At 58.2% G+C, this 20,368-nt stretch carries 21 protein-coding genes and 2 tRNA genes; 14 read left to right on the plus strand and 9 right to left on the minus strand.

Annotated features, from left to right (window positions below; translation table 11 throughout):
- Window positions 1-468: 468 nt before the first annotated feature.
- The gene (locus tag ACGHP1_RS12240; RefSeq protein ID WP_097775097.1) at window positions 469-1,314 is read right to left on the minus strand and encodes a MurR/RpiR family transcriptional regulator; all 846 of its coding nucleotides are present in this window, start codon (window positions 1,312-1,314) and stop codon (window positions 469-471) included.
- Between the two features lie 473 nt (window positions 1,315-1,787).
- Here ACGHP1_RS12240 and ACGHP1_RS12245 point away from each other — a divergent pair, with 473 nt between their 5' ends.
- The 10 genes from ACGHP1_RS12245 (at window position 1,788) to ACGHP1_RS12290 (ending at window position 10,497) form a co-directional block, all read left to right on the plus strand.
- On the plus strand, window positions 1,788-3,137 hold the full coding sequence (locus ACGHP1_RS12245) for an ABC transporter substrate-binding protein (RefSeq protein ID WP_120080885.1): 1,350 nt from the start codon (window positions 1,788-1,790) through the stop codon (window positions 3,135-3,137).
- 112 nt (window positions 3,138-3,249) lie between these two features.
- Complete coding sequence (locus ACGHP1_RS12250) at window positions 3,250-4,173, plus strand: carbohydrate ABC transporter permease (RefSeq protein ID WP_005944588.1); 924 nt, start codon at window positions 3,250-3,252, stop codon at window positions 4,171-4,173.
- A 15-nt stretch (window positions 4,174-4,188) separates the two neighbouring features.
- Window positions 4,189-5,163 (plus strand): carbohydrate ABC transporter permease, encoded by a 975-nt coding sequence (locus tag ACGHP1_RS12255; RefSeq protein ID WP_005944590.1) that lies wholly within the window; start codon window positions 4,189-4,191, stop codon window positions 5,161-5,163.
- A 253-nt stretch (window positions 5,164-5,416) separates the two neighbouring features.
- Window positions 5,417-6,346: a dihydrodipicolinate synthase family protein gene (locus ACGHP1_RS12260; protein WP_223388949.1), complete on the plus strand. Its 930-nt coding sequence runs from the start codon at window positions 5,417-5,419 to the stop codon at window positions 6,344-6,346.
- Between the two features lie 71 nt (window positions 6,347-6,417).
- Entirely contained in the window at window positions 6,418-6,867 is a 450-nt protein-coding gene (locus ACGHP1_RS12265; protein ID WP_097781540.1) for a YhcH/YjgK/YiaL family protein, read from the plus strand.
- Window positions 6,868-6,870: 3 nt separating this feature from the next.
- Window positions 6,871-7,575: an N-acetylmannosamine-6-phosphate 2-epimerase gene (locus ACGHP1_RS12270; RefSeq protein WP_207698364.1), complete on the plus strand. Its 705-nt coding sequence runs from the start codon at window positions 6,871-6,873 to the stop codon at window positions 7,573-7,575.
- Window positions 7,576-7,590: 15 nt separating this feature from the next.
- A complete protein-coding gene (locus ACGHP1_RS12275; RefSeq protein ID WP_390509515.1) occupies window positions 7,591-8,520 on the plus strand; it encodes an ROK family protein in 930 nt (309 codons plus the stop codon).
- Window positions 8,521-8,526: 6 nt separating this feature from the next.
- Window positions 8,527-9,165 (plus strand): GDSL-type esterase/lipase family protein, encoded by a 639-nt coding sequence (locus ACGHP1_RS12280; RefSeq protein ID WP_390509516.1) that lies wholly within the window; start codon window positions 8,527-8,529, stop codon window positions 9,163-9,165.
- A 245-nt stretch (window positions 9,166-9,410) separates the two neighbouring features.
- Entirely contained in the window at window positions 9,411-9,890 is a 480-nt protein-coding gene (locus tag ACGHP1_RS12285) for a hypothetical protein (protein WP_390509517.1), read from the plus strand.
- A 298-nt stretch (window positions 9,891-10,188) separates the two neighbouring features.
- Window positions 10,189-10,497, plus strand: coding sequence for a DUF6465 family protein (locus ACGHP1_RS12290; RefSeq protein ID WP_005944609.1), 309 nt, complete (start codon window positions 10,189-10,191; stop codon window positions 10,495-10,497).
- Window positions 10,498-10,629: 132 nt separating this feature from the next.
- On the opposite strand, the gene ACGHP1_RS12295 is transcribed toward ACGHP1_RS12290, so the two are convergent.
- On the minus strand, window positions 10,630-11,286 hold the full coding sequence (locus ACGHP1_RS12295; protein WP_005944611.1) for a metallophosphoesterase family protein: 657 nt from the start codon (window positions 11,284-11,286) through the stop codon (window positions 10,630-10,632).
- 37 nt (window positions 11,287-11,323) lie between these two features.
- Window positions 11,324-13,249 (minus strand): BMP family ABC transporter substrate-binding protein, encoded by a 1,926-nt coding sequence (locus ACGHP1_RS12300; RefSeq protein ID WP_390509518.1) that lies wholly within the window; start codon window positions 13,247-13,249, stop codon window positions 11,324-11,326.
- A 172-nt stretch (window positions 13,250-13,421) separates the two neighbouring features.
- Here ACGHP1_RS12300 and ACGHP1_RS12305 point away from each other — a divergent pair, with 172 nt between their 5' ends.
- From ACGHP1_RS12305 to ACGHP1_RS12320, 4 genes are all read left to right on the plus strand, one after another.
- Window positions 13,422-13,985 carry a DUF1643 domain-containing protein gene (locus tag ACGHP1_RS12305; protein WP_005944615.1) on the plus strand — a complete coding sequence of 188 codons (564 nt, stop codon included), beginning with the start codon at window positions 13,422-13,424 and terminating at the stop codon, window positions 13,983-13,985.
- 32 nt (window positions 13,986-14,017) lie between these two features.
- Window positions 14,018-14,554 carry a phosphatase PAP2 family protein gene (locus ACGHP1_RS12310; protein WP_243138972.1) on the plus strand — a complete coding sequence of 179 codons (537 nt, stop codon included), beginning with the start codon at window positions 14,018-14,020 and terminating at the stop codon, window positions 14,552-14,554.
- 144 nt (window positions 14,555-14,698) lie between these two features.
- Window positions 14,699-14,772: transfer RNA gene (locus tag ACGHP1_RS12315), tRNA-Arg, on the plus strand.
- An 8-nt stretch (window positions 14,773-14,780) separates the two neighbouring features.
- A tRNA-His gene (locus ACGHP1_RS12320) sits at window positions 14,781-14,857 on the plus strand.
- A gap of 341 nt (window positions 14,858-15,198) precedes the next feature.
- On the opposite strand, the gene ACGHP1_RS12325 is transcribed toward ACGHP1_RS12320, so the two are convergent.
- The 6 genes from ACGHP1_RS12325 to ACGHP1_RS12350 all read right to left on the minus strand — a co-directional run bounded on the left by ACGHP1_RS12325 (window position 15,199) and on the right by ACGHP1_RS12350 (window position 20,351).
- Window positions 15,199-16,563, minus strand: coding sequence for a cell envelope biogenesis protein TolA (locus ACGHP1_RS12325; protein WP_390509520.1), 1,365 nt, complete (start codon window positions 16,561-16,563; stop codon window positions 15,199-15,201).
- 14 nt (window positions 16,564-16,577) lie between these two features.
- On the minus strand, window positions 16,578-16,763 hold the full coding sequence (locus ACGHP1_RS12330) for a hypothetical protein (RefSeq protein ID WP_005944623.1): 186 nt from the start codon (window positions 16,761-16,763) through the stop codon (window positions 16,578-16,580).
- Between the two features lie 3 nt (window positions 16,764-16,766).
- Window positions 16,767-18,650 carry a hypothetical protein gene (locus ACGHP1_RS12335; protein WP_097776398.1) on the minus strand — a complete coding sequence of 628 codons (1,884 nt, stop codon included), beginning with the start codon at window positions 18,648-18,650 and terminating at the stop codon, window positions 16,767-16,769.
- A gap of 12 nt (window positions 18,651-18,662) precedes the next feature.
- Entirely contained in the window at window positions 18,663-19,046 is a 384-nt protein-coding gene (locus tag ACGHP1_RS12340) for a hypothetical protein (protein WP_005944627.1), read from the minus strand.
- Window positions 19,047-19,117: 71 nt separating this feature from the next.
- Complete coding sequence (locus tag ACGHP1_RS12345; RefSeq protein WP_390509521.1) at window positions 19,118-19,333, minus strand: hypothetical protein; 216 nt, start codon at window positions 19,331-19,333, stop codon at window positions 19,118-19,120.
- Window positions 19,334-19,346: 13 nt separating this feature from the next.
- Window positions 19,347-20,351, minus strand: a complete 1,005-nt coding sequence (locus ACGHP1_RS12350; RefSeq protein ID WP_005944630.1) for a N4-gp56 family major capsid protein — start codon at window positions 20,349-20,351, stop codon at window positions 19,347-19,349.
- Window positions 20,352-20,368: the final 17 nt, after the last annotated feature.

Genomic DNA, 20,368 nt, shown 5'->3' on the forward strand with positions numbered 1-20,368 from the left:
CCTCCTGAACATCCCTCCAATTTCCTTTTTTGCCTTCCAAATCGAGAAATCGGAGCCGAGGGGAAACGTAACGAAAAATCGTAGATTTATCAAAAATTCATTCGATGTACTGTTGCTTTTCCGCTTTAAAGTCGGGCACCAGATGACACCAAATGGAAAACCCTCCTCAAAACTCAAAATCCCTTGTGCTAATAACACGTGTGGGTTCGACCCTGCACAGCAGGGGAGCAATCAGCCCTGCGGGCTGTTGCTCAGTGCGCGGGAGACCCCCACCACCGGCATAAAAGCCCATCAGGCATTCGCCCAATGCCGTTAAGTTAAGAGGCTAAAGAAAAATAGACTTCATCAAAAAGATGAGGTCTATTTTTTTGAAGAAAAAGATCAGAAACAGATTTTACGCACCCTTTGCCGGATATGCCAAGGCCCCCACAGAACACGGGATCTGCAGGGGCCTTGCGGGCAATATTTTTACAGCATTTTGACCGCCAGTGCTTCACTGGTGCGATCCTGTGCGGCGTTGGCATTTTCGGGGTCGTCCATGGTGTAGCGCAGCACCAGCACTTCAGCCACATACAGCAGCGCCACCTTGACCGGGATGTTGCCGGAGTCCAGCGGGCTTTCCTGCGCACCACACAGCAGCACGATATCCGCCAGCTTTGCGCCGGGCGAATCCTCATAATGGGTGAGCAGAATGATCTTTGCGCCCGCCGCCTTGGCCGCACGCAGCGTTTCCAGCATATCGCGGGTAGCGCCGGAATAGGAAACGAACAGCACCACATCCTCCGGGGTCATCAGGCTGGCCGTGATCAGCTGCATATGGCTGTCGCCTGCCGTGCGGAACTTGGTGGAGATGCAGGCAAAGCGGGCGCAGATATCATTTGCAATATACATGCTGCCGCCCTGACCAAGGCAGTACACCTGCCGGGCCTTGTGCATCAGCTCCGAAGCCTTGTCCACCGCCTCCGGCGAAAGATTGTTCTGGGTGCCGTTGATAGTAGTCATCAGCAGGGCGCTGGCGTGCTCGCACAAAGTTGCCGTGTCGGCATCCGGCTCCGGCACATGCTGGTTGACCAGTGCACCGGTGGCGTTGGCCTGCGCCAGCGCAATGCGCATTTCATGATAGCCCTCAAACCCCAGCGCCCGGCAGAAGCGGAACACCGTTGCCTCTGCCACACAGCACTCCTTTGCCAGCGAGGAGATGGACAGATACTGTGCCTCTGCCGCGTGCTGCACAAGATAGTCCGCCACGGTGCGGCCCGATTTTGTCAGGTCGCCCTGATGCTGCTGCAGCAGCTCCCAAAAATTCGTTGCCATTTTTCTTTTTCCTCTTTTCCGGCGCAGCAGTCCACCGACCCGGATCAGCTGCCGACCGTTTCATTCACCTTTATAAAAAGTATAAAAGAATCGTCCCCGCTTCGCAAGAGACGCATTGCCCACATTTTGGCCCGCAGTTCTGTGCAGAGCACACAGTTTTGGCGGAAAAAACGGCCATTTTGTGAAAATATCTTTCAATTTTACATTTTTGTTTAGAAAAACATTTTCACTATCGTTTTTGTGGGTTTGTACCATTTTGTAATAGTTTCAGAAGAGTAAAGCAAGATTTTCTTTGCATTTCAACATATATCCCACACTTTTGTGCACAATGCACACTGTCATTCTGAAAATTTATGAAAACCATGAATGGACAAAATGAAAATATTTTTCTATAATGGAGCCATCAAGAGCGGCCGCTGGCACGGCAGGCCGCCAACAACGTGAAGCATCTTGAATGCGAAGGAGAAACTACTATGAAAAACTGCATTTCCCGCCGTTCGTTCCTGAAGGCCGCTGGCATTCTGGGCGCAGCCGGCGCTCTGGCCGCATGCGGCGGCTCTTCTGCAAGCACCAGCACTGCTGCTTCCACCGCAGGTTCTACCGCTGCAAGCGCAGCTGCTTCTTCCACCAGCATCAAGCTGTGGACATACCCCATCGGCGGCTGGGGCAATGACGAGACCGTTCAGGGTCTGGTTTCCAGCTTCAACGCAAAGTATCCTGACATCAAGGTCACTGTGGAGTATCTGGACTACACCAACGGCGACGATCAGGTGAACACCGCCATCGAGGGTGGCAGCGCACCTGATCTGATCATGGAAGGTCCCGAGCGTCTGGTTGCAAACTGGGGCGCAAAGGGCGTTATGGCTCCGCTGAACGACCTGTGGACCGACGATGCCAAGAAGGACATTTACGAGTCCGTTGAGTCCGCCTGCAAGGACACTGCCGGCAACTACTACGAGTATCCCCTGTGCATGACCGCACACTGCATGGCCGTGAACATGACCAAGGTCAAGGAAGTGGGCGCTGACCAGTACATTGATACCGACAAGCATACCTGGAGCACCGACGGCTTCCTGAAGACCGTTGATGCCCTGTACAACGGCGGTTACGAGAACGTTGCAGCCATCTACTGCGCAGGTCAGGGCGGCGACCAGGGCACCCGCGCCATCATCAACAACATGTACGGCGGCACCTTTACCGATGCAGCCCACACCAAGTACACTGCCGACTCCGCCGAGAACATCAAGGCGATCCAGACCCTGCACGACACCAAGGGCATCAACTTTGACGCTTCCATCGCAGGCGGCGACGAGATCACCCTGTTCCGCAACGGCACCCTGCAGATGGCATTCTGCTGGAACATTGCACAGCAGGCCAACAGCGACAACAACGCCGCCGGTCTGACCAACGATGGCGACGAGATCTTCCCCATGGCCTTCCCCACCGACAGCGGCGACCCGAAGCTGTGCGGCGGCATCTGGGGCTTCGGCATCTTTGATAACGGCGACGAGGCCAAGATCGAAGCAGCCAGGACCTTCATCGACTTCATCGCTGCCGACCCCGATCAGGTCAAGGACAGTGTGCTGGCTTCCACCTACTTCCCGGTCCGCACCAGCGTGGGCGATATCTACGCCGACAACGAGATCATGAGCGAGTACAGCAAGTTCATGGCTTATCTGGGCGACTACTACCAGATCACTCCGGGCTGGGCAACCGCACGTACCGAGTGGTGGAACATGCTGCAGCGCGTCGGCTCCGGTGAGGATGTCGAGACTGCCGTCAAGACCTTTGTGGACAACGCAAACGCTGCCGCACAGGCATAAGCCCATCCACTCTGCCGGGGGCAGATAATTATTGACGCTTCGCCCCTTCCTCGAAGATCCCGACGAGGGAGGGGCTTTATTTGTAAAAAAAAAATCATAACCGAAAGGAACGGTGATCCTCTTGGCTGCAAAAACGGCGATCAAAGAGCCTAAGCGCAGCAGTGCGCTGGTACGGCGCGAGACCTTCGCTTCCTATTGCTTCCTGCTGCCCAGCCTGATCTTCTTTCTGGGCTTCGTCATCTATCCCATGGTGCTGTGCGTGGTGACCAGCTTCTTCGATTCCACCATGAACCGTGCCGATATCTTTGTGGGCCTTGCAAACTATAAGGAACTGTTCACAGACCCCATCTTTCTGGGTGCCTTAAAGAACACCTTCATTATCGTGGTGGTGTCCGTGCCCGTCACCTGCGCCTTCTCGCTGTGGGTCTCCTCTGCCATCGTAGACCTGCCCGAGTGGGCTACCAGCCTTTTCCGTTGCGTGTTCTACCTGCCCGTGGTCACCGGCTCTGTGGCTGTTACCGTGGTGTGGAAGTGGATGTACAACAACTACTATGGCATCTTCAACTATCTGGGCAAGACTCTGGGCCTCATTGACAAAAACATCAACTGGCTGGGCGATGAGCGCTTTGCTCTGGGCTGCATCATCCTGATCCTGCTCACCACCTCTGTGGGCCAGCCCATCGTGCTGTACGTTTCCGCTCTGGGCAATGTGGACCAGTCCATCGTGGAAGCCGCAGAAGTGGACGGTGCCACCGATTTCCAGTGTTTCTGGAAGATCAAGTGGCCCGCCATCATGCCCACCACCCTGTACATTCTGGTCATTACCACCATCAACTCCTTCCAGTGCTTTGCGCTGATCCAGCTGCTGACTTCCGGCGGCCCCAACCACAGCACCGATACCATCATGTACTACATCTACTACACCGCCTTCAAGCTGTACCGCTACGGCTACGGCAACGCAATGGGTGTGGTGCTGGCAGTCATCATCGCCATTCTGTCGGCTGTCCAGTTCAAGCTGGGCAACCAGGATAATTAAAGGAGGTGCCGGACAATGAGTGCAAATGCCGCTGCAAAAAAGCAAAAACCGTTGAAGCGTCACCCCAGCAAGCTCAAGAGAATGAGCGCCTACATGATCCTGACGCTGATCCTCATCAGCATCGTTGCGGTGCTGTTCGCCTTCCCGCTGTACTGGATCATCACCGGTTCCTTCAAGACCGGTGCCGCCATCAACGCCACCACCCCCGAATGGTGGCCCAGCCAGTGGGTGCTGACCAACTATCAGAAGCTGTTCTCCGGCAAGAGCGCCCCGCTGTGGCAGCTGGCTGTGCCCTTTGGCTCCAAGTTCAGCGCTAACGGCGAGCCCATCTACTTCTCGGTAGGCCCCACCGCTCCCGCTGCCATCCGCTGGATGATCAACACCGTGTTCATGGCCGTCATGTCCATGATCCTCACCTGCATCACAGCCGCCATGGCCGGCTATGCACTGGCAAAAAAGCGCTTTGTAGGCCGCAAGCTGCTGTTCACCCTCATCGTGTGTGCAATGGCTCTGCCCAAGCAGGTCATCCTGATCCCCCTGCTGCGCGAAATGAGCAGCCTGAACCTGTACAACACCATCTGGGCCGTCATCTTCCCCATCGTGGGCTGGCCCTTTGGTGTGTTCCTGATGAAGCAGTTCAGTGAGGGCATCCCCACTGAGATGCTGGAAGCGGCCCGCATCGACGGTGCAAGCGAGGCCAAGACCTTTATCGACATCGTGCTGCCCATGGTCAAGCCGGGCATCGGTGCACTGGCCATTTTTACCTTCATCAACAGCTGGAACGACTACTTCATGCAGTTGATCATGCTGTCCAGCACCAGCAACCTGACCATTTCTCTGGGCATTGCAAAGCTGCAGGCTGAGAACAGCACCGACTTTGGCCTGATCATGGCAGGTGCCGCACTGGCTGCTGTGCCTATCATCATCATCTTCCTCATTTTCCAGAAGTACTTTACCAAGGGCATCGCAATGGGTGCTGTTAAGGGCTAAAATCCCGACCGCCGCCTGCGGGCAAAGACTTCCCCCGGCCGGGGGAAGATGTCGCGCAGCGACAAAAAGGGGCATGCAGGGAGGGATTTTTGGCGCAGCGGTCTGCAAGACGCAAGGCCCGCCCAAGGGCCGAAGCGGATGCAGGGCACCGCAAGAGGGCGCTGATGCCGCTGCCCGGAACAGAAAGCGTACGAGCTTGATGCAAAACCATTTCATCTGTATTTATTACTATTTTTAAAGAAGGGTTTGGAACATGAAAGATATCAAAAAATATCAGGGTGTCATCCCCGCCTTTTACGCCTGCTACGACGCAGAGGGCAATATTTCCACCGAGGGCGTCAAGGCCCTTACCCGCCATCTGATCGCCAAAGGCGTCAAGGGCGTGTATGTAGGCGGTTCCTCCGGCGAGTGCATCTACCAGCACGTGGATGAGCGCAAGGCCGTTCTGGAAGCCGTGATGAGCGAAGCCAAGGGCAAGCTGACCGTCATTGCGCATGTCGGCTGCAACAATACCGCCGACAGCGTGGAGCTGGCCCGCCATGCCGAGAGCGTGGGCGTAGATGCCATTGCATCCATTCCTCCCATCTACTTCCACCTGCCGGAGTACGCCATTGCAAAATACTGGAACGATATGTCCGCTGCTGCTCCCAACACCGAGTTCGTCATCTACAACATCCCGCAGCTGGCAGGCACCGGCCTGACCATGAGCCTGCTGAAGGAAATGCTCAAGAACCCCAATGTAGTGGCTGTGAAGAACAGCTCCATGCCCACGCAGGACATCCAGATGTTCAAGGATGCCGGCATCGCCGCCCGCGGCGAGGGGAACTTTGTGGTGTTCAACGGCCCCGATGAGCAGTTCGTTTCCGGCCGCGTCATCGGCGCAGACGGCGGCATCGGCGGCACCTACGCCGTCATGCCGGAGCTGTATCTGGCCATGAACGACCACATCAACAAGGGCGAGATCGAAGCCGCACGCGCCATCCAGTACGATGCCGACCGCATCATCTACAAAATGTGCGAAGCCCACGGCAACCTGTACGCCGTGCAGAAGGAGATCCTGCGCCGGATGTACGGTCTGGAGCTGGGCGGCGTGCGCGAGCCGATGCCCGGCCTGATCCCGGAAGATGAAGCCATCGTGACCGAAGCACAGGCCATGATCGAAGCTGCCATCGCAAAGCTGTAAAATTGAAGCAGCGCCCCTCTCCGTCTCTTTTCAGAGGGGAGAGCGGGCGCTTGTTTTTGGAGGGACGTTTTATGATCTGTGATACCCTGCAGCACCTGACGCGCTACAAGGGCCTTTGCAAAAATCTCGACACGGCCATTGATTACCTGCTGACCCACGACCCTGCCAGCCTGCCTCTGGGCCGCACCGAGGTGGATGGCGAGGAGGTATTCATCAACACGATGGATGCCACGCTCCATTCCGACCACGGCTACCACCCGGAATATCACAAAAAGTACGCCGACCTGCAGCTCGACATCACCGGCAGCGAGGGCTGGGGCTTTACCACAAATCCCGGCAGGGAGATCGGCGATTTTACCGGCGACTGCGGTTTTCAGGACAGCGCCAGTGTCGTGACCGGCGCACTGGGCGAAGGACGCTTTGTGCTGTTCTTCCCCACGGAGCTGCACAAACCCGGCCTTGTACAGCACGGCTGTGTGGGCGTGCGCAAGGCTGTTGTAAAGATTCGGATGGAGGATTGAACGATGGATAAGGAAAAGCTGTTTGCTCAGATCAAGGGTGGTCTGATTGTCTCCTGTCAGGCACTGGAGACGGAGCCCCTGTACACGAAAGAAGGCGGCGTGATGCCGCTGATGGCAAAAGCCGCCGCCATGAGCGGTGCTGTGGGCATCCGTGCCAACACCGTGCGCGACATTACCCAGATCAAGCAGGTGGTGGATCTGCCGGTCATCGGCATCATCAAAAAGGACTACCCCGGCACGCCCATGTACATCACCGTTACCATGAAGGAAGTGGACGAGCTGGTGGAGTGCGGCGTGGACATTCTTGCCGTGCAGGGCACCGGTGCCCTGCGCCCGGACGGCTCCACCTCCGCCCAGTTCATCCGCACCATCAAGGCAAAGTATCCCGACCAGCTGGTGATGGCCGACTGCGACAACTTTGAGAATGCCATGGCCTGCGCCGAAGCCGGTGCCGACTTTGTGGGCACCACCATGCGCGGCTACACCCCGGAGACCAAGGGCATTGACGATATCGACTTTGATTTTGTCCATAAGCTGGCCGCAGAGTGCCCGGCAAAGGTCATTGCCGAGGGCCACATCCACTACCCGGAGCAGGCGGTCAAGGCGCTGGAAGCCGGTGCATTCGCACTGGTGGTGGGCGGTGCCATCACCCGCCCGGCAGAGATCACGGCCCGCTTTACCGGTGCCATCAACGCCGCAAAAAAGTAAAATGGAGTGTGCCGGATGAAACAGTATTTTGGCATTGATATCGGCGGCACCGCCGTCAAGCTGGGCATCGTGGATGAGACCGGCAGGGTGCTGCTCAAGGGCGAAGAGAGTGTCAGTTTTGACGGCTACCAGACGCCTGTTCTCACCACCGTGCGCAGGGCCGCAAAGGAGTTTTTGACCGCAAATTCCATCCCGGTGGAAAGTCTTGCGGGCATCGGCGTTTCGGCCACCGGTCAGATCGACAGCCGCAAGGGCATCGTGGCCGGTACCTGCGGCAACTTTCCCAATTACATCGGCAGCCCTATCAAGGCTGCGCTGGAAAAGGACTTCGGCCTGCCCGTCACAGTGGCCAACGACGCCAACTGCATGACACTGGGTGAAGTGTGGGTCGGCGCTGCACAGGGCTATACGGACGTGATCGGTGTGACCCTTGGCACCGGCGTAGGCGGCGGCATCCTGACCGGAGGCCATTTGTTAGAGGGTGCACGGGGCCTTGGCGGTGAGCTGGGCCACTACCGCACCCACGCACTGGACGGTGTGGACTGTACCTGCGGCGCAAAGGGCTGCTGGGAACGCTACGCTGCCACCACCGCGCTGGTGCGCGCCGCACAGGAAAAGGACCCCGATTGGAAGGATGGCCGCGCCATCTTTGCCGCAGCCGAAGCAGGCAGCGAGACAGTTCTTGCCCTGCTGGACCACTGGACGGACGAGATCGCACAGGGCCTTGCAGGCATGGTGCACATCTTCAACCCGCAGCTCATTCTGATCGGCGGCGGCGTGAGCGCGCAGCAGAAACTGCTGATCGAACCCATTGCCGCAAAGGTGAAAGCATCGGTCATGCCCGCCTTTGCAGAGGGGCTGGAAGTACGTGCCGCTCAGCTGCACAACGACGCCGGTATGGTGGGCGCAGTGTACTACTTCCGACAGACCATGGAAAAGGAGTAATTGTATATGAAAACACATATTCTCTGTCTGGGTGATTCCAACACCCACGGCTACTGTGCCGACCCGAACGACTGCGCCGACCACGGCATCCGCTTCAATGAAGAGGAGCGCTGGACCTGCCGCCTGCAGAAGGCGCTGGGCGACGAATACCTTGTGACCGAAGAGGGACTTTCCGGCCGAACCACCGTATTTGTGGACCCCATCCACGAATCCATGGATGCCCTCAGCGTCATCTATGCCCTGCTCAAGAGCCACGAAGTCGTCGATCTGCTCATCATCATGCTGGGCACGAACGATGTCAAGGAGCGCTTTGGTGCCAACGCCGCCTGCATCGCTGCGGGCATGGAGCGGCTCATCCTCAAAGCCAAGAGCGTGGACTGCTGGGGCACCAAACAGCCCAACATTCTGGTGGTGGCACCTCCTCCCATCGGCGCAGGCTTCCACGACGCCGTGATGGGTGATGGCTGTGTGGAAAAATCCGCCGGTGTGGCCGGGCAGCTCCGCATCATCTGCGAGCGGCAGGGCGTGCACTTCCTGGACGCAAAGGACTGCGAGTTCAATCAGGTGGACTTCATGCACCTGACCCGCAAGGGCCACGCACAGCTGGCGGAGCTGCTGGCCAAAGAAGTACCGGGCCTGATCTGAGCAGAGCACGATTTTAAAAGCTCCGCTCTGAGCATCTTTAGCGGAATTATTATTTTTATTGGGTTCTCAAAAAGCTTGCGGGCTTTTTGAGAACTTTTTTTCACGAAATAGGGTCATAACCACAAACGGCATCAAACTCACAAGCAGCCTATATTTTATTTTTAATTTCCGTTTTGTTCATCTTGTAAAACATAGCAGAATCGGCTATACTTTCCGCAGAAAGATTCATTGAAAGGAACTGTGCCATGCCTGAACTTTTAAAAGCGCCTGTCACCCCTGCTCAGCAGGCAAGAGATACCCTTCTCGGTGCCCTCGTGGGGCTTGCCCGGGCCACCACCAGCGAGCCCAAAACGGACGACACCGACGTGGTTCTGAACGCCGGTCTGCGCCTTGCCGCGCAGCCGGATGCACCGGAGGAAAGGCTGCAGCGGATGCTTGCCATCGTCCAGACTGAAAAGCACCGCGTTGCCCCGGGCTGCGCCACCTGTGCCATGCCCTGCGGCAACACGAACGATTACGATTTTGTCCGCCTGTGGGCTGCGCCCGAGAGTATCCGCACCCTCAAGCTGCAAATGATTTCTGCCGCGTTTGCGCTGGCCCAAAAGCGCCCGCAGGGTCAGGCGCAGGCCGCCGTTTATCAGCTGCTGTTCACCCTTGCCGAGGACTGGGACGAGGAGCTTCTTCTGCCCGTAGTGCAGCACGCGCAAAAGCTTTGCCGGGAGTAAATCGGCACCCGGAAACCGCGTTTTTAACCCGAAAGGTTTGTACTTTTCGGCTTCCTCGGAAGTGCTGTGAAAAGTCTGCCTTTTTCTGTGCTTTGGCGGCATTTGCACGGCACTGCGTCCGCAAAAAGCATTCCGGACAGTTTGTTTCCCGATTTCCTGCCTTTTTCCGAAAGTTTTTTGCAAAAAAGACTTTACAAACCATTTCCAAAAACATATTATATAAGTAATATATTTCATGGAGCCAATGCTGTGCAGCCCCCTGTGCAGCATCCAAATACGATCAAGGAGGGGTTTATCTATGCCCGAAAAGAAAAAGACCGCAGCGGCTGCTCCTGCTGTGGAAGCTCCTGCCGCTGAGGCCAAGGAGTCTAAGACCCGTAAATCTGCCAAGGCCCCTGCACGCCGCGGCCGTCCCCCGCTTGCACCGGAGCTGTACGTGGAGTTCAGCGGCAAACAGTACAACGTGACCGATATCATTGACCGTGCCAAGGCCGATTACCGCGCTACCCACAAGGTTGGCGTGCAGTCCTGCAAGGTATACGTCAAGCCCGAGGAAGACGCTGCCTATTACGTGATCAACAAAGTCTCCGGCAAGCTGGAGCTGTAACTTTTCCTGTCTTCTTTTCTCCTGCTGCAAAGCACTCCGCACCTGTTTTGCGGCAGGTTGTCCGTTCCCACACAAGGCTCCATTTTAAACCGTAAAAAAGCTGCCCTGCATCCAAAAATGCAAGGCAGCTTTTCATTTTACATCAAACCATCTTTTCCAGAACGGATAATGCTGGATCACGGGGTCCGGGTCCGGGATCTCGAACACATAGCGCTCGGTAGCGTTGATCACGGTGGTCTTGCCGCGGGTGCACACGCGCGGCAGCTTTGCATCATAGTTCAGGTGCACATGGCCGTGCACGAACCACTGCGGCTCGTATTCATCCATCAGATCATTGAAGCACGCAAAGCCCTTGTGAGCATGATCCGTGCTGTCGTTCAGGCCAGCCGCCGGGGAGTGGGTGAGCAGCAGATCGATGCCGCCCACATGATGGGCCTTGCGCCAGAGTTTGCGCACACGGCGGCGCATTTCCCTTTCCGTATACTGGAAGCTGTCCTCCCGGTTATTGTAGCGGATGCTGCCGCCCAGTCCCATAATGCGCAGGCCCTTCCACACATACACGCTGTCGTCCACACAAATGCATCCGCCAGGTTCATTTTCCCTGTAACTGCCGTCGTGGTTGCCGTGGACATACAAGATGGGCGCAGCCGTAAAGTTCGTAAGATATTCCAGATACTTCTGCGGCAGATCCCCGCAGGAAAGGATCAGGTCGATGCCTTCCAGATGTTCGCGGGTACCGTAGTCCCACAGTGCTTTAGAGGGCACATCCGAAATTGCAAGAATTTTCACATCGGTTTGCTCCGTTCTCTCTCGGCCTGAGGGCCGCTTATTTCACAAACCCTTTCAGGGTATTGAGGCCGTTGATCGCCATAAGCGTATGCGTTTTTACATCCAGTTCATCGTAGTGCGGCAGCGCACCTTCCACGCATTCGTCCAGCCAGTCCATCTCCATCAATTCCTTGGGGCTGTAGACCACAGCCTCCGGCGAGTGCAGCACATGCCCCTGCGCGTACAGGTCTTCCGGGAAGATGCGCAGGTCATCCTCGTGCAGCATCTTTTCCATCAGGTCCAGCAGCTGTAAAGTGCCTGCGGGCAGGTCTTTGCTGTAATCGATTTCCTCTGCGCCGCTGCGCATGCCCCACCAGTAATTCACGGCTCTAGCTCCCGCTGCATCGCTGTCCCACGCGCCGTCAAAAATGGAGCGGATGATCTCGGTATAAAACGTATCCCACCGCCACACGGGCAGGCCCAGCGGCTGCAAACTGCCGTCCGGCATGCGGCGCACAAGGCCGTAATCCCGGTGGGTGCCTTCCGGCTCGCGGTTATCGCGGGCATAGAAGATTTCCACATCCGGCCGGTCAGAGAAGTCCAGCGGGTGTGCCGGGTCCGGCAGGCAGGCCCAGCGCAGCACCACCTTTGCGTCCGGGCGCACGGTCTTCAGACCCTGCGCATAGGCGTTTACTGCCGCCGGGATGCCATACACCGGGTTTGCCGCCACATAGCCCACGCGGTCGGTCCTTGCCATCACGCCGGCCAGCATTCCCAGCAGATAGGTCACTTCATACGTGCGGGGATAGTAGGTGCGCACCAGCGGGTGCGGCGCGTTGAGCGAACAGTTCAGGATGCGGGTCTTGGGGTGCTGGGCCGCCACCTTCAGGCAGGCGGTATGCATCCGGGCACTTGAGGTGAACACCACGTCGGCATTGTCGTGGGCCACATCCTCCAGCACCTGCTCCGCGTCCACCTCAGGCTCGATGTTCTCTTTGCGGGTGATGAATACCCGGTCCGGGAACGCCTGCTGTAGCGCTTCGATGCCCTTGTCGTGGGCGCGCACCCATGCGCTGTTTTCGGCGTTGTGCTCGTGCAGGAACACCACCCGCAGCTCGCTGGGCTTTGTAAAGATGTTCAGCTTTGCCAGCAGCGGTTCGCCTGGGCCCTGCTTCGGCTCCAGCGAAAGGGCCACGGCCTGCGGCTCGGTGAGCACCTTCACCTCATCCCACAGCTTTTCCAGATTCTGCTTCATCTGGCTGGGCGTGCTCTCGCAGGCATCCGCGTAACGGTAGACCGACAGATACACCAGCATGGCATCGCCGGCAGTCAGATTCAGTCCGTCGCCGCCCAGAGCCAGAAACTGCTGGCGGAACATGGTATAGAAGGAGGAAAAGCTCAGCCGGTCATCATCCGTCCAGCTTTCACCGCTGGCCTTGCACACCAGCGTCTGCAATTTTGCGTAACCCCCCAGACGGGAGAAATGCACATCGTTGACCTTGGAGAGCTTGTAAAAATCCAGAAATTCGTAGTAGATACGGTTTTCCAGACTGTCGTTCCGTTCCGGGACGAGCCGCGTGACCGTGCCCGCGATCCTGACCGCATCAAAATACTTGAGCACCGATACCCGCTTGTTGCCTTCCTGCACATAGAATTTGTTCAGGAACTCGTAGGCGATGATGGGGGTGTGGATGCCCTCTTCCAGATGTGCATCGCAGAGGTTTGACCACTTGCCTGCAAACTCGGTGTCCGGCTCCAGCAGGGGCATAAAGTTCGGTGCAAAGGCGGTGTGACGGCCGCTGGTCTTTGTGCCGACGATGCTTTCCGCCGGGATCTCCACAAGGCCCAGCGGCTCCTGCGCCACGATGTTCACATTGACCAGAATATCGTCCAGCACCGCAAGATACGGCGACTGGCCGCGCGCCACACAGGCACGGTAAGCACGCTGGCCGCTCTTCAGTGCGTTCTTGTAATCTTCCAGCATAGTTGCTCCTTTTTCTCATCTGCAATGCGCTGCAGCCAGCTGCCGCAGCGTCCTTCTTTAGTATACCATGAAATTTGATTTTATGGGAGGATTTTCCGCACAAAAGAGTTGATTTATCCTGCAGTTTCAGGTACGATAATAGAAAGCAAACAATGATAGGAGCATTCTTTCCATGCAGACCGAACAGATCCCCGTACTCAAGGCCGACGAATATCCCGGCGGCATCTGGTATTACGAGCCGCATACATATCAGCCTTACCGTTACGTACTGGGCCGCGTTGGCACCCACCCGCTGGTATGCATTGGCATCAACCCCAGCACCGCCCAGCCCGGTGCGCTGGATCCCACCTTGAAAAGTGTGGAGCGCCTTGCCGCCGCCAACGGCTTTGACAGCTGGATCATGTTCAACGTGTATCCCCAGCGCGCCACCGACCCTAACGATATGGACCGTGTGCCGGACCGCGCCCTGTGTGACGAAAACCTGCGCTGGCTCAAAGCCGTTCTGGCCCAGACCGAACCCACCATGTGGGCAGCGTGGGGCACGCTGATCGAAAAGCGGGACTATCTGCCCGGCCTGATGCGGGAGATGGTGGCCCTGACGCGGGAGCGGGAGATCCCGTGGGTCACCTTTGGCAGGCGCAGCAAAAAGGGCCACCCCCACCACCCGCTGTACCTGCGCAAGGATTCCACCCCGGAACCCTTTGATGTGGAAAATTATCTGGACACCTGCTTTTAATTTTTCAGGTGCTCGATGCGGAGGGATCTTTTTTGACCGCAGAACATTATCACGCCCTGCACAGCTGGATGGATGCCCACCCCACAGCCAAGCGCTGTGTGGTGGCACTGGACCGCTGGCTGCCGCTCATCCCTTTTGTATGTTATCCGGTGCTTCTCTGCCTGCTGAACGTCCGGCTGTTTCGGCTGCTGGGCAGTCAGCGTCAAGCCGCGCTGGACCTCACCGCCGTCATTGCGCGGACGGTGTTCGTGCCGGGGCTTACCTTCTGGGGCGGCACCATCCTGCGGGACAGGCTGAACCTGCCGCGTCCCTATGAACAGCCCGGCTTTGAACCGCTGCGGCACAAGGAGACCCGGGGACACTCCTTCCCATCCCGCCACGCGCTGAGCGCTTCCGTGCTGGCCATGGCATGGATGTATTTCTACCCGAAGGCGGGCTGGGTGATGGTGGGCATCACGGTGCTCATCTGTGTTGGCCGTGTGCTGACCGGCGTGCACCATATCCGCGATGTCGTGGGCGGAGCCGCGCTTGGCTTTGCTTTGGGCTTTGCGGGCATGTGGCTGCTGTAAAGCAGTGCTTTGCGGGCTTTGAAAAAAGAAAAAAGATTTTTGCATTTTTTGCTTGACAGAATGGGGCCTGTATGGTATTATACTTCTCGCAGCGTGTGCCGACACACAGCTGCCGCCATAATGGAACCCATGGGATTACAACGTGCGCCCGTAGCTCAGGTGGATAGAGCAACTGCCTTCTAAGCAGTGGGCCGGGGGTTCGAGTCCCTTCGGGCGCATCTATGTGGTGCCCATAGCGTAGTCGGTTAACGCGCCAGATTGTGGATCTGGAGACCGTGGGTTCGAGTCCCACTGGGCACCCCACCAAAAAATCCGCTGATGCTTTGCATCGGCGGATTTTTTTATTTGGCGGGGTGCCCAGTTGGGCTCGAACAAGGCGGCTCTGACGCATCAGCGGCAGAGCAACCAACAGCCCAGTGGGCTGTTGGTTAGCCTGCGGGTTCCAATCAGTAGGAATGTCTACCAAGACAAATGCTGTGCTGATGCTTTGCATCGGCGGATTTTTTATTTGGCGGGGTGCCCAGTGGGACTCGAACAGCACACCATTATTTTCTGCTAAAAAAGCATGTGCAGAACACCTCTGGCCGGAACGGCTCCTGTGTGCTCTGCACATGCTTTTTATTGTTTGGTATCCACCCGAACGGTCAGCGCCTCATCTGCTGCAGGATCTGTGCGATCTCTGCGCTGGAATAGCCATCCTGCCGCAGTGCGGTGCTGATGCTGGTATCGCTCTTGCCCTGGCTGCGCATCAGCATGGCCATGTAGGGCACCGTCACATTCCGGGAGGTGTCACTGCCCAGACGGGTGGCAGTGCCCGTGCTGCGGTTGGCTGTACCGGAGGACGTACTGCCCGTGCCAGTGCCGCCAGTCTTACTGCCTGCCGCCGTGCTGCCAGCGCGGCTTGCTTTCTGCGCTGCATTGGACTTTTTCAGGTTCCACTCGCCCAGTGCGATGTTCAGCTTCTGGCTTGTGACATCGTTGTTGAATTTCTGCTGGTTGAGTTTGTCCTGATACTCCCGCTCGCTCGTCTCGTTCTCGTAGCGCTGCTGGTTCAGGCTGTCCTGATACTGACGCTCCTGCAGCTTCTGGTTCCACTGAGTGTCCGCACGGTCTGCCTCGTACTGACGGTTGCCGGAGTAGATGTTGTAGCCGGTATTCAGCAGGCCGCTCAGCATGGAGCCAACGCCCGTGGTGCCGCTGAGAACGATCTGCACCGCATCGCCCAGCACACCCAGCACGGTCATCACATTGCTGAACACCTGCTGGCGGCGTGCTGCCTGCTGCTGTTCCTGCGCGGAGTAATAATCGTGCAGGGTGCCCAGCTGGCTCAGATAATCCTGATACGCGCCGTAGTCCTGCGCATAGGCGTTGTTGTATGCTTCGCCCTTCTGCTTCAGCTGGGTGTAGTAGTCCGAGAGCTTGTTGTTGTACTGCTGCTGGGCATCCTGTTCGCTGTTGTTCAGCTGATCCAGCTGGCTCACCAGCTCGTTGCCGCCGCTTGTATACGTATCCAGTGCCAGACTGTACAGCGTGGGGATGGCGCTGCTCAGCGCACCGATCTGCTGCTGATACGCCTGCTGGGCGGCGCTCGTGGCATAGCTGGAACCATAACCGCCGGTCAGGGCTGCAGCCTGCGCCGCAGCATCTGCGCTGGCATTGTGGGCGTTCTGCAAATAGTTCTGCTCGTACTGGCGGTAGAGCGGATCCTTGGTGTAGCTGTACTGGAAGCTCTCACGCTGCAGCAGCTGGTTCAAAAGCTGGTCGATCCGCTCCTGATAGCTGCTCTGATAATCGCCCGGGCGGTTTGCCTGCCACTCCTTCAGCGCATCTGCGGCATCCGTCACGGTCTGGCTGGGCTTGTAGCTGGAATTTGCCAGCGCGTTTTCCACCTCCGAGCGGCTTTCCAGTCCTGCCGCCGAATAGCCGCTCTGCACGGCAGGCTGGCCGCTGCCCTCCGTCTGCGCCTGCACAACGGCAAGCGCTTCGTCCTTTTTCTTTCTGTTTGCCATATATGATCCTTTCCTTATAAATTCTGCAGTTTCGTGCGCATCTCGTCGGACATATTCTCAACGTCCAGATTGCTCAGCACATACTGCAGCTGTTCCTGCATCTGGTACAGGTAGCTGCGCAGGGCACGGGCATCCTCCGGGTCCATATTCTCGCTGAGCTTGGGCAGGCCGATCTTGTTAATGCCCATCACGCTTGCCATTCGTCACACCTCCCCGCCTGCAATGCCGCCCTTGGCAGCGGCCATTGTTTTTGCAATGCTGCGCAGGGTGATCTGTCCCCTGCCCTTCAGGCGCAGCCGCAGGGTGCCGTGCCTCCGGGGCACGAACGGCAGATCAAAGCTGCGCCGCTTGTCCTGTGCCGTCAGGCTTGCCACCGTCTCCCATGGGCCGCCGTCATAGCTGGCGGCCACCTCCACCGTACTGCTGCACTCGGCATCCAGCCGCAGCGTCAGTCGGGAAAGATACCGGTCCTCGGCCCCGTCCAGCCCAATGTCACCAGTGGTCAGCTCAAAGTTCAGCTTTTCCTCCACACCGTCGGTGGCCTGCCAGTCCGCTTCGCGGCTGGGATCTGCGGCCCACAGTGCCTGCCCGTCCCACAGATAAAGCTGTCCGCCGGTGCTGGTCATCTCGTAGGAGCACACGTTTTCTTCGCTCCAGAGCGCGCGCTCGGTATCGTACACCAGCAGCCTTGCCGTATTTTCGCCTGCCGCCGTGCGGGCCACATGCAGGTAATAGCGACCATCCAGCGCACTGCCCACCGCGCTCTGCACATTGGCCAGTCGGCCCGAATCCAACGCGCCGGACACTTTTGTTGGAATGCTGCCGTCCCATGCCATCACTCCGTCCGGCGAAAGATAATAGAGCGTCTCGTTCAGCACACACAGGCTGCGCGCCGCGTTTTTGGCAACGCCCCGGCAGCGCAGCGAGGTGAGCTGAAAATCCGAAGGCTTGGAGCCATAGAGCTTGTGCAGTGTGTTCTCCTTAAAGAACAGCGCATAGCCCATGCATGTGGCCGCGCCGGTAAACGCACCATCGCTGCCCACCGTCACTGCGTAGCTGTCTGCCGCAATGCCCCGGTAGGAAAACCAGTTGGTGGGGTCGCCTAAGCGGCAGGCATAGATCACGTTTTCCTTGCTGCTGCAGCCCCATACCCGGTTGTCGCACTCGGTAACGTAGTCCAGATCCGGCACGCGGCGTTCCATCCGCACCGGCGTGCTCACCGCAAAGCTGCGTGTCTCCTTGCCGTCCAAGCTGGTCCACTGGGCGCTCTCGGCGCTCTGTACCAGCGTGCCGTAAACATGATCTCCCTCCGGGCTTACCCGCACGCGCAGCCCGTTTTCCAGCACATCGTAAACTACCAGATCCCCGTCCAGCTTTGTCCACATGCCAGCCTGCTGTGCTGCCGTGCCCTGCACGGTCACGGTGTCCCACTGGGCAAATAGCCTCTGCGCGCCCGCCGCTGTGATGCGGCAGTATTCCAGGGGCACTGCCGTCCAGCTGCCGGAGGATGCGCTGTACTCTTCCAGTGTGCTGGTGCTGGCCCATGGGTGCTCCTCGTCCTCCACCTTCAAAAAGAGCTGTCCGTCTGCAGGCTTCTCCGGTTCCTCCTTGCCGTAACCGCTCACCTCGTAGGCCTTGCCCGCGGCATCGCAGGGTGCAAACTGCACGCTCTGTCCCTCTGCCTGCCACACAGCTCCCAGTGCCGAAACACTTCCGTCCGCTGTATCAAAGGCTACCTTGTCCGGGAAGATCAGGATTTTTGTACCAATGCCCACCAGTGCCTTTTTGCCGTCGGTCACTGCCTCGGTGCAGGTCACCGGGTTCGCGCCGTCGGCATCCGGCGTGTAGATCAGATCCTTCCCGCAGACGGTCAGCAGCCCGTTCAGGTGATACATGCCGTTCAGCCCGGTCAACTCCCTCAGCTTGCGGCGCGGCTTGCGGGTGCTCAGCGCCGGGAAATCCCGGGCAGAAAAATTCACGCCCGCGCTGTACTCTGCTTCCGAGCAGGCATAGGTCTCGTTCAGCCCGCCGAATACCCGCACAAGACTGCGGCTGTTCTGCAGCTTCGCTCTGTTTGCCAGAACCATGCTCTCACCTCCTTACCAGCGCCACTGGGCACCCGTCAGGGTCGGGTAGCTGCGCCGCAGCCACGCCGCCAGATCTGCCAGCAGACTGTTGTACTGGGCCTGCTCCCCGACGTAGCGGTCGGTCTCACCAAGGGCCGCATCGGTCATGGCACACAGATAATGCGGATACAGCGCATCAAAAGGTGCCGGTGCCAGCAGCACATCGTCGTCCTGCAGGCTGTCGTCCCATGCAAGGTCTGCGCCCACATCGTCGTATGCATCTGTGATGCTGTTTTTAAAAAAGCGTTCCCGCAGCATCGCGTCTGCTTCCTTCAGCCACGCCTGCCGGGTGGCCAGCGCAATGCGGCTGCCCGGGCGCAGCTCTTCGGCGCGTTCCAGCGCCTGTCCTACGGTCATATGTTCACTCTCCTTTTTATAAAGGCCCGGCCGGGCAGGCTCCCCAGCCGGGCTTTTTGTCTGTTTCGGGTTTACTGGGCGGCGTTCTCTGCCGCCGCAATGCGGGCGGCGGTCAGCTCATCCTGCATCTGGCTGTGCTCCAGCACCTCGGCCACTTCGGGCGGCACTTCCACCTCCACGCCGCGGCGGATCTTATAGTTCACACCGTTCACGCTCACGAACAGATCGCCCTTGTAGTGGCTGTTATCCTTGAACAGCCGGATGCGCACATTTTTCTTTTCAGCCATGGCTCACGCCTCCTCAGTTTGCAGCAGCGGTGGCGGAATAGCTGGACGCACTTTCAATGCGCACCATGTACTGCTCCACCAGACGCTCTGCCGCACGCATGCCCTTCCAGCCCACGGAAGCGCGCTGGTTCAGCGGGTCGTCGCCGTAGCCCAGCTGCTTGACGATGTGCTCCAGACCACCGCCTTCCAGCTCGGTCACGCCGTAGGCGTGGGCACCCAGCACCAGCGTGCCGAACACAGCCAGACCGTCCGGGCAGGTGGAATCCTTCCAGATCTTGGCCTCGCTGGTCTCGATGAAGCGGATGTTGCCCAGCTTGCCGATCTCGCCGCGGAACATGGTGTCCGGGTCGGCGTACTTGTGCACCTCAATGAACTCCTTGCTGGTCTTCAGGTCGTAGGCGGCGTAGGGATGGATGATGGCAATGTAGCTGTCGCCGATGGGGTCGGCGTTCATCGCGCCCAGCTGTGCCGCTGCCTGAAAGAACAGCTTCGGGGTCAGGGTGCAGGTCTTGTCCAGTGCCTTGCGGCTGGCAACGGCAGTCTCGGTGCCGTCTGCGGCCAGCTTGGGCGCATAGATCACATTGGTGCCGCCCGCCAGCACATCGCGGGTAATGCTGTCCATGGTGCGGCCTGCCTGACTTGCCAGCACACGGGTGGCCTGCACCACATTGTTGTCAATGGCGGTCATCTGCAGCACGTCGGTCAGCGGAGTCCAGCCGCCGTACTGGTGCAGATCGCTGGTGATGGTGGTCACATTCAGTGCCTGACCGTTCGGGGTCACGCCCTCGGTCAGCGGAGTGGATGCCTTGGGCAGGCTGTCGTACTTGCGGAACTCAATGGTCTTGCCGCCGTTCTGGGGCACAGGGTAGTAGTCCGCAAACTGGTCGTGCACCAGACGCGGCTCTGCCTGATCGATGAGGCGCTTCTCATAGAAGGTCTTCATCTCTTTCGACATGGTAGCGGTGGTGTTCAGGTTTTCCGCAAACAGCTGGATGTTGAAATTCTTGTTCATGCTCATATTCCTTTCTCTTGTAA

The organism is Faecalibacterium sp. i21-0019-B1, from assembly GCF_042852915.1.
GTDB lineage: Bacteria > Bacillota > Clostridia > Oscillospirales > Ruminococcaceae > Faecalibacterium > Faecalibacterium taiwanense.